Origin of the sequence: Paenibacillus sp. FSL H8-0122, from assembly GCF_038005345.1 — a bacterium.
Lineage (GTDB): Bacteria > Bacillota > Bacilli > Paenibacillales > Paenibacillaceae > Paenibacillus_AQ.
Genome location: NZ_JBBOTB010000001.1, coordinates 1,239,266 through 1,255,531 on the forward strand (window position 1 = coordinate 1,239,266; position 16,266 = coordinate 1,255,531).

Annotated in this window: 12 protein-coding genes; 11 read left to right on the forward strand and 1 reads right to left on the reverse strand. The window is 52.0% G+C overall.

The window, feature by feature from the left end:
• Positions 1-2 precede the first annotated feature (2 nt).
• The 5 genes from NSS64_RS05535 to NSS64_RS05555 all read left to right on the forward strand — a co-directional run bounded on the left by NSS64_RS05535 (position 3) and on the right by NSS64_RS05555 (position 7,967).
• Positions 3-881 (forward strand): carbohydrate ABC transporter permease, encoded by an 879-nt coding sequence (locus tag NSS64_RS05535; protein ID WP_341139463.1) that lies wholly within the window; start codon positions 3-5, stop codon positions 879-881.
• A gap of 103 nt (positions 882-984) precedes the next feature.
• On the forward strand, positions 985-2,691 hold the full coding sequence (locus NSS64_RS05540; RefSeq protein ID WP_340993866.1) for an extracellular solute-binding protein: 1,707 nt from the start codon (positions 985-987) through the stop codon (positions 2,689-2,691).
• Positions 2,692-2,746: 55 nt separating this feature from the next.
• A complete protein-coding gene (locus NSS64_RS05545) occupies positions 2,747-4,459 on the forward strand; it encodes a sensor histidine kinase (protein WP_341139464.1) in 1,713 nt (570 codons plus the stop codon).
• On the forward strand, positions 4,413-6,041 hold the full coding sequence (locus tag NSS64_RS05550; protein ID WP_341139465.1) for a response regulator: 1,629 nt from the start codon (positions 4,413-4,415) through the stop codon (positions 6,039-6,041). The genes NSS64_RS05545 and NSS64_RS05550 overlap by 47 nt, the downstream gene beginning before the upstream one ends.
• 561 nt (positions 6,042-6,602) lie before the next feature.
• Positions 6,603-7,967 carry an ABC transporter substrate-binding protein gene (locus NSS64_RS05555; protein ID WP_341139466.1) on the forward strand — a complete coding sequence of 455 codons (1,365 nt, stop codon included), beginning with the start codon at positions 6,603-6,605 and terminating at the stop codon, positions 7,965-7,967.
• Between the two features lie 460 nt (positions 7,968-8,427).
• Here NSS64_RS05555 and NSS64_RS05560 read toward each other — a convergent pair whose 3' ends face one another.
• Positions 8,428-9,690 carry an IS110 family transposase gene (locus NSS64_RS05560; RefSeq protein WP_341139467.1) on the reverse strand — a complete coding sequence of 421 codons (1,263 nt, stop codon included), beginning with the start codon at positions 9,688-9,690 and terminating at the stop codon, positions 8,428-8,430.
• A gap of 265 nt (positions 9,691-9,955) precedes the next feature.
• Here NSS64_RS05560 and NSS64_RS05565 point away from each other — a divergent pair, with 265 nt between their 5' ends.
• The 6 genes from NSS64_RS05565 (at position 9,956) to NSS64_RS05590 (ending at position 16,263) form a co-directional block, all read left to right on the forward strand.
• Positions 9,956-10,837 (forward strand): carbohydrate ABC transporter permease, encoded by an 882-nt coding sequence (locus tag NSS64_RS05565; RefSeq protein WP_341139468.1) that lies wholly within the window; start codon positions 9,956-9,958, stop codon positions 10,835-10,837.
• Positions 10,837-11,664, forward strand: a complete 828-nt coding sequence (locus tag NSS64_RS05570; RefSeq protein WP_341139469.1) for a carbohydrate ABC transporter permease — start codon at positions 10,837-10,839, stop codon at positions 11,662-11,664. Before NSS64_RS05565 ends, NSS64_RS05570 begins: the two co-directional genes overlap by 1 nt.
• Positions 11,665-11,772: 108 nt before the next feature.
• Positions 11,773-12,762 (forward strand): LacI family DNA-binding transcriptional regulator, encoded by a 990-nt coding sequence (locus NSS64_RS05575; protein ID WP_341139470.1) that lies wholly within the window; start codon positions 11,773-11,775, stop codon positions 12,760-12,762.
• Between the two features lie 493 nt (positions 12,763-13,255).
• On the forward strand, positions 13,256-14,230 hold the full coding sequence (locus NSS64_RS05580) for a LacI family DNA-binding transcriptional regulator (protein WP_341139471.1): 975 nt from the start codon (positions 13,256-13,258) through the stop codon (positions 14,228-14,230).
• A gap of 46 nt (positions 14,231-14,276) precedes the next feature.
• Positions 14,277-15,209 carry an alpha/beta hydrolase gene (locus tag NSS64_RS05585; protein ID WP_341139472.1) on the forward strand — a complete coding sequence of 311 codons (933 nt, stop codon included), beginning with the start codon at positions 14,277-14,279 and terminating at the stop codon, positions 15,207-15,209.
• 97 nt (positions 15,210-15,306) lie between these two features.
• Positions 15,307-16,263: a carbohydrate kinase family protein gene (locus tag NSS64_RS05590; RefSeq protein ID WP_341139473.1), complete on the forward strand. Its 957-nt coding sequence runs from the start codon at positions 15,307-15,309 to the stop codon at positions 16,261-16,263.
• Positions 16,264-16,266: the final 3 nt, after the last annotated feature.

Below are 16,266 nucleotides of genomic sequence, written 5' to 3' on the forward strand. Positions count from 1 at the left end.
GCATGTATCATAAAACAAAACCTTACCGCATCTTCACGGTGTTCAACTATATCCTGATGATCGCAGTTTCAATCATGTGTGTTGTCCCGCTGATTCACGTCCTTGCTGTATCGTTCAGCGGGAAATCGGCAGCCAATGCCAATCTGGTGGGTCTGTGGCCGGTAGATTTCACAGTGGATGCCTACACCAAGACCGTAGCCAATGAGAATTTCACCAGGTCCATCTGGGTGACGCTGCAGCGCACGGTGCTGGGAACGCTGTTCAGCATGGGGGTAGTCATTCTGGCTGCCTACGCGCTGGCCAAAGAGAACGCCCGGTTCAGACGCCGGAACATGTATATCTGGCTGCTGGTCTTCACCATGCTGTTCAGCGGCGGTCTGGTGCCAATGTACATTCTGATTCAGAAGCTGCACCTGATGAACTCCTTATGGGTACTGATTCTGCCGGGTGCCGTCTCGGTATGGAATATCATTCTGCTGCTTAACTTCTTCCGGGCTGTGCCCAAAGAAATGGAAGAAGCCGCCTTCATCGACGGAGCAGGTCATTTCAGAACACTGTTCAGCGTGTATCTCCCGGTATCCATGCCGGCTATTGCTACACTGTCGCTGTTCACGATTGTCGGTCACTGGAACTCCTGGTTCGACGGCCTGCTGTATATGACGGATCACCGCAACTATCCGCTGGCGACCTTCCTGCAGTCGGTCATTGTCCAGCAGGACTTCAGTAAGGTGACCGTACGGCCGGAGGATCTGGAGAATATCTCGCAAAGAACGGTCAAAGCCGCGCAGATCTTCATCGGAATGGCGCCGATCCTCATTGTGTATCCATTCCTGCAGCGTTTCTTCGTGAAGGGAATTGTCCTCGGGGCGGTTAAGGAATAGCCGTCCTTCCTATTAAAGGGGGTGATGCACGCGCTGGAAGCTGAAAAAGATTGACTCATATACTTAATATGATTAAATTTTAATTAAAGGGGTGCAAGATTAAATGATAAAGAAAATGAAATTCTCTGCGGCGGCCGTGTTATCCACGGTCATGCTGGGCAGCTTGCTAGCCGGCTGCGGCGGCAATGCTGACAACAAGAAGGCAGAAGGGGACAACAAGCCGGCGGCAAGCGAAGACGCTATGTATTCGGCACCCTTTGAGAATGGTAAATATACAGAGCCGGTAACCATTTCAACGGTATTTCCCATCGCAAGCAGCCTGAAATTCAAGAACGGCGAGAACATCGAGAATAACGTGCACACCAAATGGGCCAAGGATACGCTGGGCATTGACATCAAGTATCTCTGGACCGTAAGTGACCAGAATAACGCCTATGAAACCAAGCTGCGCCTGATGCTGACCTCAGGTGAGAAAATGCCGGACATCATCTCCTTCCGCGGCAGCCCGTCACTGATCTCCGATCTGATTGACAGCGGCCAGTTCACCGATGCGGGCGAATTGTTCGACAAATATGCTTCCGATATCTACAAAAAAGCGATGGCCGAAGAGCCAACCGTATGGAATCCCTACATGCGAGACGGCAAGCGTATGGGTATTCCGATTCTGGAAAACGCTTATAATAATGATCCGGTCATGTATATCCGTGAGGATTGGCTGAAGAAGCTGAACCTTAAGGCTCCGACGAATCTGGCTGAGCTGGAAACCGTACTTGATGCTTTCACGAACCAGGACCCTGACGGCAACGGCAAGAAGGATACAACGGGACTGGCTGTAGGTTTCAAAAATAATCTGAACACATGGATGTCGGAAGCCGGATGGGTCTTCGGGATGTTCGGCGCCATGCCTAACCAGTGGAACAAGACAGCGGACAACCAGCTCGCTTACGGTTCTGTTCAGCCTGAGATGAAGCAGGGTCTGGCAACGATGCAGAAATGGATGAAGGAAGGATATATCTCCTCCGAATCCGGTCTGTATGATGAGAACAAAGCGACAGAAGCTTTTACAGCAGGCAAATCCGGTATCATTGTCGGCCCTTACTGGATGACAGGCTGGCCGCTGCCGGACTTGCAGAAGAACGTTCCAGGTGCAGTGCATAAGGCTTATCCGCTTCCGGCAGGCCCGGATGGCAAGGTAGGCAGACACGGCACGAAGATCGCCTCCGGTGCTGTATTGATCAACAAGGATATGGAGCATAAAGACGCATTCTTCGTCTACCAGAACTATCTGTTTGATAACTGGGCCAACCCGGACAGCACAACCTTCGTGAACGGCTTCGCCAAAGGCTACGATTATGATATCGCTGAAGACGGAACCGTCCTGAAAGAGCAGGATACGGATAAGATTCCAGGCGGCTGGGTGGATGCGATCCGTTATACCCTGACTTACGATGGAGCCATTATTCCTAACCTGATGATGAATACACTGGCCAAGCTGGCCGGCGGTGCTGAGCCTGCTAACCAGTATGAGAAGAATCTGTCCGAGCGTATTCCTGAGCAGATCCTGGCAGCCAAGATCATCGTCGACCAGAAGGACAGTGTAATGCCTGAGATGTTCACAGGTACGCCTACTGAAACTCAGCTCGCCCGTGGAGATATGCTGGAGAAGCTGGAGAAGGAGATTCTGAACAAAATTATTTATGACAAAGCGCCGGTGGACGAATTCGATACCTTTGTAGAGAAATGGAAAACTACAGGCGGCGACAAAGTGACCACAGAGGTCAATGAATGGTATCAATCCCTGCAGAAATAAAGATATAAAGAATAAGGGCGGCCCCCAGGCCGTCCTTTCATTCGGAGGAAACCATGTGAAATATCGTCTGTCTATCTTTCAGTGGCTGTCGTTTGTCCTGATGCTGATGCTGCTAATCATAGTAGGTGCGTTTTGGCTCATCTACCGGCTGAACGTGAAGGACATTCAGAACGAGCTGAGAAAAAATAAAATGTACGAGGTTGAATTCATGACCTCCCAGCTATCCACGCAATTTGAACAGGTGCTGACAAATACCATTACTTTGTCACAGGACCAGTCTGTGCGTGGATATCCTTATATTCTGAAGTTCGGGGATCAATATTCCAAATATGAGATGAAGCTGACTATCATCGATAAGCTGGCCCTGAACACAGCCTCCACCTCCTGGAAGAATACAGTGATTCTGTACTATGAGGATGAGAAAGAGACGGTATCCTCGGATTCCTCCTTCTCCTTCAGCACCTTCAGCCCCCCGGAGCAGGCGCGGAACCGCTGGGTGCTGCACATGGATAAGGAAGGCAAGGGATATTACTCCAACATCATGCGCAGTCATATCAGCTCGCTGTTAATTGAAGTCAGGATTTCACTGGATAATCTGGTGAAAATGATGGATCAGTATGTATCCGGCATGCCGCTGTTATACGATGCCTCTGAGGGGGCCTTTATCCAGCCAGGGGCGGCATTTCCGCAGGAGCTGTTACAGTCGATCAGTCCTGGGATTAACGGGAACAGGGGAACCATCTCCGCTACAGAGAATCGTGCAGAGTATCTGATTAACTATATGAAGTCGGACATGCTGGATTTGTATTTCATAGACGCCTATCCCAAGCGCCAGTATATCGAACCGATTAACCGCAATAACCGGCTGTTCCTCTATGCGGTATTGGTGGTGCTGGTGGGTATTATGTTCTACACGCTGCTGCTCCGCAAGCAGGTCCAGAAGCCGGTTATCATGCTGCGGAAGGCGATTGACCGGTTCGACCGGGGCGACTTTTCCAGCCGTGCCGTCGATCTGCAGGTCAATGAGTTCAAGGTGCTCGGCAATTCCTTTAACCGGATGGCGGAGAATACCCAGATTCTGATTGAGCAGGTTCTCCTGGGCGAGATTGAAGTGAAGGAAGCGAAGCTGAAGCAGTATCAGGCGCAGATTAATCCGCATTTTCTCTATAACTGCCTGAATTTCATTCAGAGCAAAGCAAGCATCGAGGATTATCATGCGGTCACTGCGATGACGCTGCATCTGGCCTCCTACTGCCGGTACATTCATAAGATTGAACAGCTCGATTCGACGCTTCAGGATGAACTGGATTTCGTCGAGCATTATCTGCATATGGTTCATTTGCGCAAAAAAGAAATCACCTTCGAGTTCGGTGTCACGGCAGAGGCGCGCAGATACCGGCTGCCAAGGATGATTCTGCAGCCGCTTGTGGAGAACTGCATTAAGCATGGTATTGAACCGAGCCTGAGGCCCGGCATCATCTCGGTTGCCGCCGAAGAAGAGGCTTCGTATCTTCTGATTACCGTGAAGGATAACGGAATCGGCATGACGGAGGAACGGCTCGGCGCGGTCCGCCGTCATATCGAGGACAATATCATCAGCAATGAACAGCTCGGAACCGGGCTAAGGAATGTGAATCAGCGGCTGCGCTTGTATTTTGGCAAGGACTCCGGGTTATCCGTAGACTCCGTGCTGTCCGAAGGCACCTGTTACCGGATTCGTATTGAAAAGGAGGGAGAAGCTCATTCTGCAAATTCTGCTGGTAGATGATGAACAATATGTCGTAGATGATCTGGAGCTTGCTTTTCCATGGCAGGACTTCGGGATTGAAAAAGTATATAAAGCCTATTCAGGCGCTCAGGCGTTGCAGATCATCGGGCAATACCCGGTCGATATAGTCATTACGGACATCGCTATGCCCGGGATGAGCGGGCTGGAGCTGGTGAAGCAGGTACAGCGGACCCACCGGAGAATCAAATGTATTCTGCTAACCGGCTATGCCGAGTTCGAATATGCCCGGGAAGCCCTCCAGTATGGGGTAGTGGAATATCTGGTTAAGCCGCTGGATCATCAGAAGCTGCGAGCTGCTCTGGAGGGCACGATTAAGACCATTAAGAAGGAGCTCGACCGGACGGCCTCCTATGAGCAGGCGATGCTGGCCTTCCGGGAGCATCTTCCGGCGCTGAAGGACAAGCTGCTGGCCGAGCTGATTCAGGGCAAATCTTATCCGCAGGAACGGCTGAAGGAGAAGCTGAGCGGTTATCAGATTGATTTTCAGCTGAATGACCGGGTCTTCCTGATTCTGATCCGTCTGGAGGAGCATTTCACGAACTTCGGGCTGGACAGCCAATTGCTCTTCGAATACGCGGTGACGAACATCGCCTGCGAGCTGCTGGGCCCGGGCTTCGAGCTGTGGCATGGCCGGGATGCTTACGAGAACCTGGTGTTTATTGTGAAGAGCAATGAAGCAGGGGCGGTTGACCCAGGCAAGATTCTGAAGCAGCTAACCCATAATACCCATCAGCTGCACAGCAGTGTCAATGAATATCTGAATGGCGGGATCTCGGTGATTCTGTCCTACCCGGGGGAATTCCCGCTGGATCTCCGCGCCATGTATGAGGATTCCCAGTCGGCGTTAAGACAGCAAGTGGGCAATGACCAGGGCTATTTCATCTCCTTGACGGACAAGCAGAAGAGCTCGCCGGTCCAGCCGCTCAAGGACTTATATGCTTCCCCGACACTGATGCATCTGCTGGAGACCGGACAGTGGCAGGGGTACAAGGAACGGCTGCAGCAGATGAAGGAATTCAGCAACAATCTGCCGGCTTATAACGAAGAATATATTGAGGAGATCCGCACCATGATTCTCGGCTCCTTCCACTATATAGCCCATAAGAATCATTCGCTGTTATCGGACCTGGTGGGACGCGAGCTTCTGGAGAAGACGCTCTTCCGCTCTGTCTCCCAACTGATCAGCTGGGGGGAGGCGCTGGTGGATACCCTGCAGGGCAAGCTCGAACGGGATACACAGAATAACCGGATGGACATCGTCAAGGAGATGCAGAGCTGTATCGCGGCTAATCTGGCGCAGGCCAGCCAGCAATTCGTTGCGGACGCGGTCTCGCTTCATCCGGCATATGTGTCCAGACTGTTCAAGCAGGTCAGCGGGATCAGCATCAGCGAGTATATCCTGAACATGAAGATGGAGCAGGCCGTAGCAAGCCTCCGCAACTCCGAGCTGAAGATCTATGAGATCTCCGAGCAGCTCGGCTACGCCAACAGCCAATACTTCATCAAAGTGTTCAAGGAGCAGTTCGGCATGACGCCGCAGGATTACCGGGGGAAATTGTAGGGTAAAGGCTTCGGCTCATTTGGGCTGAAGCCTTTTTTGCTGCTGGCCTGCTAGAACCAAACACAATAGGCAACGGGGAGAGCTGGGGGGCGGATGTAATCGAAAAACCGATTACAATGTGCGGCTGCGAGCGCCGGGGGGCGGAATGTAATCGAAAAACCGATTACAATGTGCGGCTGCGAGGGCTGGGGGGCAAATGTAATCGAAAAACCGATTACATTGGACAGCGGTGAGGGCGCTTGGGCCGAATGTAATCGAAAAACCGATTACAATTGGGACGGGAGAGGTGCGTGGGCGGAATGTGGTCGAAAAACCGATTACAATTGGAGCGGGAGAGGTGCGTGGGCGGAATGTGGTCGAAAAACCGACCACAATTGGACTGGAAGCGGCGCGAGGGCCGGATTCGTTTTTCCCCGCTGCAAGAGTCATATTCACTCCTCTACATTAGCTAAAATTTAAATATGATAACCGATTGACATAAATATGTTAACCGGTTATCATAAAGTTGCATTCAGAAATGTATGCGCATTCAAAACAATCAAAAGTACGGGGGGAATTCATTTGAAATTGAGAAAAGCTGCAAGCTTCGCTATCGCTCTGACGGTGGTCACCGGATTACTCGCAGGCTGCTCTAAAGGGAATTCAGCAACCAATGCCGTCAAGAAAGATAAGGGGAATGGGGGAACACAAACAGGGCAAGCCTCCAAGGATGTTAAGCTCACATTCTTCAATACCTCCGCAGAAGTCAATACCGTATTCGAGGAACTGTTCAAGAAGTATCATGAGCAGAATCCGCAGGTAACAATTGAACTGATTCCTACGCCGATCGGAGGCGCGCAGCTTGAGAAGTTCCAATCCCTGCTGGCCTCCGGCAATCCGGCGACAATCGTGAACCTGGATGCAGGCACCATACTTCAATATAAGGATGATTTTCTGGATTTAGAGCCAGAGAAGGCGAAATATGAAGCGCTGACCAATCCGGGAGCCATCGATGGCGCATTGCTGGACGGACAATTCCTGGGTATTCCCTGGACTGCCCAAGGCTACGGTCTGCTGTACAACAAGCGTGCGGTAGAAGAGGGGATCGGCGGTGCCTTTGATCCAGCATTGGTGAAGACCCGTGATGACCTCGAAGCGGTCTTCAAGAAGATTGAAGCCTCCGGCAAAGCACCGGTCATGCTTCACGGCGCAGACTGGTCGCTCGGCGCCCACTATCTGGGATTGACCTATTCCCTGCAGTCGCAGAAGGTCGAGGATAACCGGAAGTTCGTAGAGGAGCTGAAGAACGGGCAGGTGAAGCTGACGGAGAATCCGCAGTTCACCGGACTGATGGATACCTTCGATCTGCTGAAGAAGTACAACGCACGTAAGAGCGACCCGCTCGTTGCCGATTATAACCGTGACAGCGCAGATTTCGCCAAGGGAGCTGCCGCCTTTTACTTCATGGGGGACTGGAGCTGGGCGGTTATCGGAACGCTGGAAGGCCGCGATACTGACTTCGGTATCCTACCGCTGCCGGTTAGCAATAACCCGGAGGATTTCGGCAACACGCAAGTCGCCTACAGCGAGCCTAAGCTGTTCGCCATTGATGATTCGAAGTCTACGCCTGAGCAGCAGGAAGCCGCTAAAGCCTTCATTGAATGGATGGTCAGCAGCGAGGACGGCCAGAAGGCTATTATTACCGATATGGGGCTGTCCATGCCGTACAAGGATCTTAAGGCGAAGAGCACGAACATCATGTCCAATGCCGTCAGCGAATACGTGAAGCAAGGGAACATCATCAACATCGGTGTCATCAATTACCTGCCGCAGGATTACTGGGCCAAGACCGGAGCTGCGATGCAGAAGTATCTGGTAGGCAATATCGACCGCCAGGGGCTGGCGCAGGAGGTTCAGGATTACTGGAAATCGTATGCAGGGAAATAGAGAATCTCTATTTATTGAACTTGAAGACTTAAGTTAAGGGAAAAGTGGCGGAGGGGAATTTTGGAACTGAAGGAGCGATAGCGACCGCCTCCCTCCTTATGATTCAGTTTTCTTACGCTAGCTCGCTAATTCGCAGGATTTCATTCGTTATGAATATGAATGCAGTAACGAAGCAGAGCAGGTGGGGGTTGAGGTGGCGGTACGGGCATAACCAAATAAGGGGACATAAGACAATTCCCATTAAATCCCTTTATCTGCATGCTCCATCTTTAACCTTGTGGTTTACCCTCCCATGTCTCAACGGGTCGATGCCCTTACATTCCTTCGTTACACCTATCAAGGAGATGGAGTCCGTCAGTGCTTTGTCCACGGGTCTGAGCCCTTTAGGCGGTCGTAACGGTACTCATGCTTCATGATGAATCCTGCGAATGAGCCAATTGGCAAGTGGATACTTTCGGTCTTAGGCTGCGGAGTTTACCTTGCACACATCATAGTCAGAACCATTCTTGGACATCGCTACAAGCATGCGTGCGAGCTTCCCGCACAGCTTCATGATGGACTTCATGCCAGTCATGTGTTTCACTCGTTTGTTATGCTGATGCAGCGCTCGAAATTCCGGATTGACGGAGACCATCTGAAACACGGCGATAAAGAGGATTTTTCGCAGTCCAGGTCGCCCTCGCTTCGTAATTTTCACTTGACCTTTGTAGATGCCTGAGCTGTTCTCCGACAGATGTAAACCGGCTAATCGAAGTAATTGGTTGCCGTGGGCAAAGCGGCTGAAGTCACCTGCTTCACTGTATAACGCCGCCAAGGTAATGTCATGGATCCCTTTAATCGACCGCAAGCTCTTCGTGGCGGGAATGGTTTGAAGGATGTGATGAATCTTCTCCTTCAGTAGCTCCATTTGGTCGTGAAATAACTGTAGTTGCTGTAAAAGCATCGATAGACTCAGTTTAGCTTCTTTGACCGACTCTGGGCTGCCTACCGTTCGTTGTGCCGCGTGGAGGAGAGCGACGGCGACCTTGTGGCTACCGGCACGTTTTAAACGCTTCTTCCACCCTACAATGACCTCTTGAACCGTCAAGGTGCAAAGATCGGAAGGGTGAGCAAATTCGGCTAACGTTGCCAGAGCGGTCTTCGAAGTGATGTCTTTAAAGACCTGCTGGAACTCAGGGAAGTAGATGTCCGTCCAGCGGTAGATTTGGTTGACTATACTGGAAGCTTGTTTGGAAATGTAGTCTCTGGTGGTGACCAGTTGCCGAAGCGCCTGAAACGGTCCCGTGTGCAGGTATAGGTCGCTGTAGTAGCCATTCTTGACCATGTCGGCAATCACTAAGGCATCCTTAACGTCATTTTTCGTTGGGGAGTTGTCCCGGTTTTCTTTATTGCGTTTCACCTGAAAAGGGTTGACGAGAACGAGTTCGAGTTGCTTCTCTTGAAGCCAGAGCGCCAAATTGAACCAGTAGTGACCGGTGGGCTCCACACCGAGAATGACATCGGTTTTGTGAAATTGGATCTTTAGAGCCTGCATCCACTGAAACAGCTTTTCAAACCCTTCCTGATCATTGGAAAAGGAAAGATAGGCTCCACGTTCGATGCCACGGTAGTCGGTGGCACGAGCGACATGAGTGAATTTGGCGATGTCGATCCCAACAATAAGATGATGAGGGGTAATACGTTCAATTCGTTGATTTTGTTGGGCTGATTGTTTAAACTTCATAGTAAGAGCACCTTCCTTATAGATGATTGGTTGTCGTCGTGGACACCATTTATCATAAGGAGGTGCTCGTTAAATTTCAAAGCCCAAATTTAAGGGGATACAGGAATGCTTTGTCTGCGGATTTCAACCGTTAAAAACGGTATAAAATCAAGAAATCTGCAGAAGGGCAGCGGCCGGAAGTCCAAAACTTCTCTGGAGTCGCGGCTAATCCCAAAACATAAAAAATTCTCCAGTTCAGCCTGTTAAGAGGAAAGGGGGCAGCACTATGAACAAAAAGCTATCACTGAAGAATGCGGGGACGTTTCTGGTCTTCGGAGGTCCCTCTATCTTCGCTTTTGCCGCCGTTGTGATTATACCGTTCATCGTCGGCTTATATTTGACCTTTACGAACTGGGATGTCCGTACAGGCGACAGCAGCCTGATCGGCTTCTCGAATTATCTCGAAGTATTCAGGGATAAGGTGTTCCTCCAGCAGCTGTGGTTCACCCTGAAGTATGTCTTCTTCACCGTGGTGATTGCCAATGTGTTCGCCTTCTTCATCGCGCTCGCCCTGACGAGAGGCGGGAGAGGGGAACAATGGCTGCGCACAGGCTTCTTTACACCCAATCTTGTCGGCGGGATCGTACTCGGCTACCTGTGGCAGACGCTTTTCTCACAAGTGCTGCCTTACCTTGGGAATAAATACGGCTGGGAGCTGTTTCAGACCTCCTGGCTGACGAATACAGGGACGGCATTCTGGGCGCTGATCATTGCGACCGCCTGGCAGCTGATCGGGTATCTGATGATCATTTATATCGCAGGCTTCACTGGCGTACCGAATGATGTGCTGGAGGCGGCGAGCATCGACGGAGCGGGGCGGACTTCAGTGATCCGCAGAATTATCCTGCCGCTGACGGTTCCTGCGATCGTCATCTGTATTTTCATCTCCCTGTCCCGGTCCTTCTTAACGTATGACATCAACCTGGCGTTAACCAAGGGCGGACCGTTCAATTCAACGGAGCTGGCTACCTACCATATCGTGCAAAAAGCCTTCCTGTCCAATCAATACGGTGTCGGCCAGGCAGAGGCAGTCGTTCTGTTCGCTGTCGTAGCGATGATCGCCTTGACGCAATCCTATCTGCTGAAGAAGCTGGAGGTGGAATCTTAATGAATGCTAACCGGCGCATCCTCCCGGGCCTGCGGACAGGATTCCTGTACCTGCTGCTGTTGGCCTTTTTAACACCGTTCCTGCTGATTATTATGAACTCCTTCAAGACCACCCAGCAATTCTTCGAGAGCCCGCTGTCGCTGCCGACAACGATTAATTTCAAGAACTATGCCAGCGCGTTTGAGAATATGGACTTTATGCAGGGATTCATGAACTCGCTGATCATTACGGGGATTTCCGTCACAATCATTATTATTTTCTCGGCGATGACCGGGTACTTGTTCGTACGCTACAAATGGAAGGTGAATTCCATCTTCTTCTTCCTCATGCTGGCCTCCATGGCTCTGCCCTTCCAGGTGCTGATGATTCCGATGGTGATGCTGTACGGGAATATGGGGCTGCTGAATACCAAGTTGACGCTGCTGTTCATGTATCTCGGCTTCGGAGTGCCGTTTGGCGTCTTCACGTTCCACGGCTTTATCAAGGGGATTCCTTATGAGCTGGAAGAATCGGCGTTTATCGAAGGGAGCACCACGCTGCGGACGTTTTTCAGTATTGTGCTGCCCTTGCTGAAGCCGGTGTTCGTCACCCTGCTGGTGCTCGATGTGCTCTGGATTTGGAATGACTATCTCCTGCCCAGCCTGGTGCTGCTGTCGCCGGATCAGAAGACACTGCCGCTCTCCACGTATACCTTCTTCTCCTCCTATTCTGTGGACTATGCGCCGCTGATGGCCGGGCTGATTATGACGATCATTCCCGTGCTGATCATCTACCTGTTCCTGCAAAAACAGATCATCAAGGGGATCACAGAAGGAGCGCTGAAATAAGGGGAGGGGAGGAAGTCCAAATGTTCACCGCAGTGACGATTACGCTTCAATAGCTGAAATCCATGCGAAATTCATCTATAATTGGAACTAAAAAGCAAGGTGGTTTCTATGGCGAATCTGAAGGATGTTGCGAAGCAGGCAGGACTTTCTGTGAATACAGTGTCCAGAGTCCTTAACAATAGAGGGTATATCAGTGACAAGACGAAGGAGAAGGTCTACCGGGTGATGAAGGAAATGAACTATCAGCCGAATGAAATGGCCCGGGCCCTGTTCCGCAAAAAATCCAATATGATCGGGCTGATCATCCCGGCGATTTCCCATCCTTTTTTTGCCGAGCTGACCGCCTATCTCGAATATTACGCAGACCTTAAGGGCTACAAGCTGTTGCTCTGCAATTCCAACCGTAACGTCTCCAAGGAAGTGGATTATATCGAGATGCTCAAAAAAAACCAGGTTGACGCCATCATCATGGGCAGTGCCGTGCTGGATGTGCAGCATTATCTTCACCTGGACCTGCCGATCGTCTCCTTCGACCGTGTCATCTCGGAGGATATTCCCGTGGTCACCTCGGATAATTTGGAGGGCGGGCGGCTGGCTGCGCGGTTATTAACCGGACAGGGCTGCCGGCACACGGTCTATATCCAGCGGGGGATCGACGGTCCACAGCATCACTTCATGCTGGCCGGCCTGAGAAAGCAGGGGTACGAAGAAGAGCTGAAGCGCGCCGGGCTTGCGCCGCTGTACTTGCAGCTGGAGGTCAATGAGGGGAGCTATACCGGAGGGGACACCGCCATTGCCGCCTACCTCCAGGAGCATCCTGAGATCGACGGCGTATTTGCCAGCAGTGATGTGATTGCCGCCGAGGTCATTCATGCCTGCAACCTGCTCGGCAAAGAGATTCCTTCGGCGGTGCGCATTGTGGGCTATGATGATGTGCAGCTCGCCTCCATGATCTCCCCGCGTCTAAGCACGGTCCGGCAGCCGATTCAGGAGATGAGCGAAGCCATTATGGAGCTGGCGGTCCAGCAGATCGAGGGTCAGGCGGTGGCGATGGTGAATACGTTCCCGGTAACGGCTGTGGAGCGCGGCACGACCTGATACCCAGGATTGGCAGCATCCCTGCCAGGTCTGCTCTAGTAGAGTAGCAGGTTTAATATTGTGAATATTCCCGCAGCAGTCCTTCCGATGCTGCAGGTGCTGTAACGATAGCAACTGCATTTCGTACATTAGAATGCTGTAAAAAAGCCTTCAAAATAGAATCTATTGTATCCAGTACAATTGAATGTTGAAAAGAGGCCATTTTTCACCCAAAACACAACATTCCACTGTATGAAATGCAATAGAATCTCATTTTACGGCCAGATATCCATTTTCTATTGCAGGAAATACAATTACCCACTTGAATTTAGGAGTAGGAAACAGGGTGATATCAGCTTAATATTAGCCCAATGTTCTTGCTCAGACTTTAAAGCCCTCGATGTTCATTATAGTTTTAAAGCTGCTGCAGCCCTATTATATTAACCGGTTAACACAGAGCCATGCTCTGTTCCGCGAACAGAGGAAGAAGGCTGACCCGGGTCAGGAGGTACGGATGGCTGTAACCATCAAAGATGTTGCCGAGAAGGTCGGCGTCTCCGTCACTACCGTCTCCCGTGTGCTGAATAACCGGGGATACCTCAGTGAGAGTCTGAAGCAAAAGGTAAACGATGCCATGGAGGAGCTGAATTACCATCCGAGTGAGGTGGCACGCTCCTTGCTGCGCAAGAAGTCCAATATAATCGGCCTGATTCTGCCGGATATCTCCCATCCGTTCTTCGGAGAGGTAACCAAGCATATTGAGGCCTATGCCTATGAACAAGGCTATAAGCTTATGCTGTGCAATTCCCTGCATCACAAGAAAAAAGAGAAAGAGTACATCGATCTGCTGCGGGCCAGCCGGGTTGACGGCATTATCATGGGCAGCCATACGATGAGCGTGAACGATTACAAGTCGATCAGCCTGCCGCTGGTGTCGCTGGACCGGCAGATCTCTAAGTCGATTCCGTTCATTGCCTCGGATAACTATCAAGGGGGAGTGCTGGCCACCCGGCTGCTGCTGCGCAAAAAATGCCGGAGCATCGCCTATCTCAGCGGGAATCTGCGCCTGAATCTGCTGGCCAAGCAAAGGCATGACGCCTTCCTGGAGCAGGTCAGCAGGCAAGATGTTGAATATACCGTCCGGCAAACCGATCTGAACGGATTCAAGTATAAGGATTACGAGAAGCTGGTCAGCAGTCTTTTTGAGGAACGTCCTGAGCTGGACGGCGTGTTCGCGAGCAGCGATATGCTGGCCCTTCAGGTGCTGAAGCAGTGCAGAAGGCTGGGCAGAGCCGTGCCCGGTCAAGTCAAAGTCATCGGCTATGACGGAATTGCCGCCCTGGATGCGGAGGATCTGACTACTATCGTTCAGCCGATTAAGAAAATGGGCGAGCTGGCCGTTCAATATCTGCTTCAGCAGATTGCCGGTGAGCCGGTCCCGCTGGAGACGATTCTTCCCGTCCGGTTATCGGAGAAGGGGACCACTTGAAGCACGCAGGATTCATTCACATAGAAGCGATATGGAGGGAATATAGATGAATTTCATTCACCGCGTGGCCCCGGAATTAAGAGAGGGGATGGCCGGATTGCCGCCGCTGCATTTGCCGGAGGATCTGGCCGCAGCCCGGAATATGATTCCGTTGCCTACAGAACCGTCGGACCGTGTCCGCATTACGGAGCGGGTCCTGATTGCCGGTTCCGGGCCGGTACGGATCAGAATCTATGAACCGGCGAAGCGGAGTAAGCATAAGCTGCCTGCCCTGCTCTGGACTCATGGGGGCGGCTATATTCTGGGCCAGCCGAGCGGTGACGATGCGTTATGCGAGAGCTTCGTCCTCGCGGCCAACTGTGTGGTCGTGTCGCCCGACTACCGCCTTGCCCCGGAGCATCCGTACCCGGCTGCCATTGAGGACTGTTATGCAGCGCTTGTGTGGCTGGCCGATATCAACAACGGGCTGAGCATCGATTTGGCCCGGATTGCCGTAGGCGGCGCGAGTGCGGGCGGCGGTCTGGCGGCTGCCCTGGCCCTGATGGCTAGAGATAAGGGCGGTCCGGCCCTCTGCTTCCAGCTTCCGCTGTATCCAATGCTGGATGACCGCAACATTACACCTTCAAGTTATGAGGTCACGCACCCGGCGGTGTGGAACCGGGCGAACAACCTGGTTGCTTGGGAGATGTACTTGGGCGGCCCTGCCGGAGGTGCAGATACCTCCCCTTATGCGGCACCCGGCCGTGCGGATCAACTGGCGGGACTTCCGCCCGCCTATATCTGCGTCGGACAGCTCGACCCGTTCCGTGATGAGACGATAGACTATGTGGCCCGGCTGGCACAGGCGGGTGTAGAAGTGGAATTTCATCTCTACCCGGGGGGCTATCATGGCTTCGAGCATGTTGTCCCTGCAGCCGAAGTCAGCCGCAGAGCCAGAGAGGGATACATCTATGCCCTGGCAAGAGCCTTGAACTCTTAAATTGTAAAAAGAGGACGGGTTTTTGAAAGTATTGTGTACACAGAGACCATAGAATGGATAGGACACAAGGATACTGGAGTACCAAGGGGGAGTGCGGGTGTTTAAACTCGGAGAGACAATACAGTTTGAAGATCAGGCGAACGATGTGTTAACAGTGGGCGAGCTGCTCGTGGATATGATCTCCAATGAGTACGGCGAGGACACGGTAGGTGATGGATATACACGGTATTTTGGCGGATCGCCTTCGAATATTGCCATCAATGCGGGGAAGCTGGGCATCCGGTCGCATGTGGCTTCGGCGGTGGGCAGGGATAGCCTGGGCAACTATTTGATGAACCGGCTGCAGAGCGCCGGAATGGCGACAAGCGGCATCCAGCAGGTCGATGATTCTACCAGTATGGTGGTGATTACCAAAAGTCAGGCTACGCCGGTTCCGATCTTTTACCGTGCGGCGGATTACCGGCTGGAGTACAATGAAGCGCTGGAGCAAGCCTTGATTCATTCCAGAATTGTCCACTTCTCCTGCTGGCCGATTTCAAGGAATCCGTCCCGTGAGACAGTAGAGCGGGTGATCAAGACGGCAAGGAAGCATAAGGTGCTGATCGGCTTCGATCCCAACTATCATCCTTCGATCTGGCAGAAGGGGGAGGACGGGGTAGCCTATGTCAAAAGCATCATTCCGAAGGTGGATATCATCAAGCCTTCCGGGGATGACGCTGAGCGTCTGTTCGGACCCGGCACGCCGGAGGAGCAGATCGCCAGATTCCTTGCGCTTGGCGCGAAGCTGGTCATTCTGACGCTGGGCAAGGACGGGGCCCTCGTCTCCACCGGAAGCGAAACGATGTCGTTTGCGACCAAGGCGACGCAAATTGAAGATACGACGGGAGCAGGAGATGCCTTCTGGTCCGGACTCTATACAGCTATTATCAAAGGGTATACGCTCACAGAGGCGCTGGAGCTTGGATTTGCTGTCAGCGCGTACAAACTGAAATTCACCGGTGCGGTAGTCGATCTGCCTGCGCTTGCGGTCATTAAGCAACAATTCAACCTGTAGGAG

Excerpts from the sequence above, each read along its gene's own strand:
- NSS64_RS05565 (WP_341139468.1), top strand. The coding sequence starts at position 9,956 with ATGAACAAAAAGCTATCACTGAAGAATGCGGGGACGTTTCTGGTCTTC.
- NSS64_RS05535 (WP_341139463.1), top strand. The coding sequence starts at position 3 with ATGTATCATAAAACAAAACCTTACCGCATCTTCACGGTGTTCAACTAT.
- NSS64_RS05585 (WP_341139472.1), top strand. The coding sequence starts at position 14,277 with ATGAATTTCATTCACCGCGTGGCCCCGGAATTAAGAGAGGGGATGGCC.
- NSS64_RS05560 (WP_341139467.1), bottom strand. The coding sequence starts at position 9,690 with ATGAAGTTTAAACAATCAGCCCAACAAAATCAACGAATTGAACGTATT.
- NSS64_RS05540 (WP_340993866.1), top strand. The coding sequence starts at position 985 with ATGATAAAGAAAATGAAATTCTCTGCGGCGGCCGTGTTATCCACGGTC.
- NSS64_RS05575 (WP_341139470.1), top strand. The coding sequence starts at position 11,773 with ATGGCGAATCTGAAGGATGTTGCGAAGCAGGCAGGACTTTCTGTGAAT.
- NSS64_RS05570 (WP_341139469.1), top strand. The coding sequence starts at position 10,837 with ATGAATGCTAACCGGCGCATCCTCCCGGGCCTGCGGACAGGATTCCTG.
- NSS64_RS05580 (WP_341139471.1), top strand. The coding sequence starts at position 13,256 with ATGGCTGTAACCATCAAAGATGTTGCCGAGAAGGTCGGCGTCTCCGTC.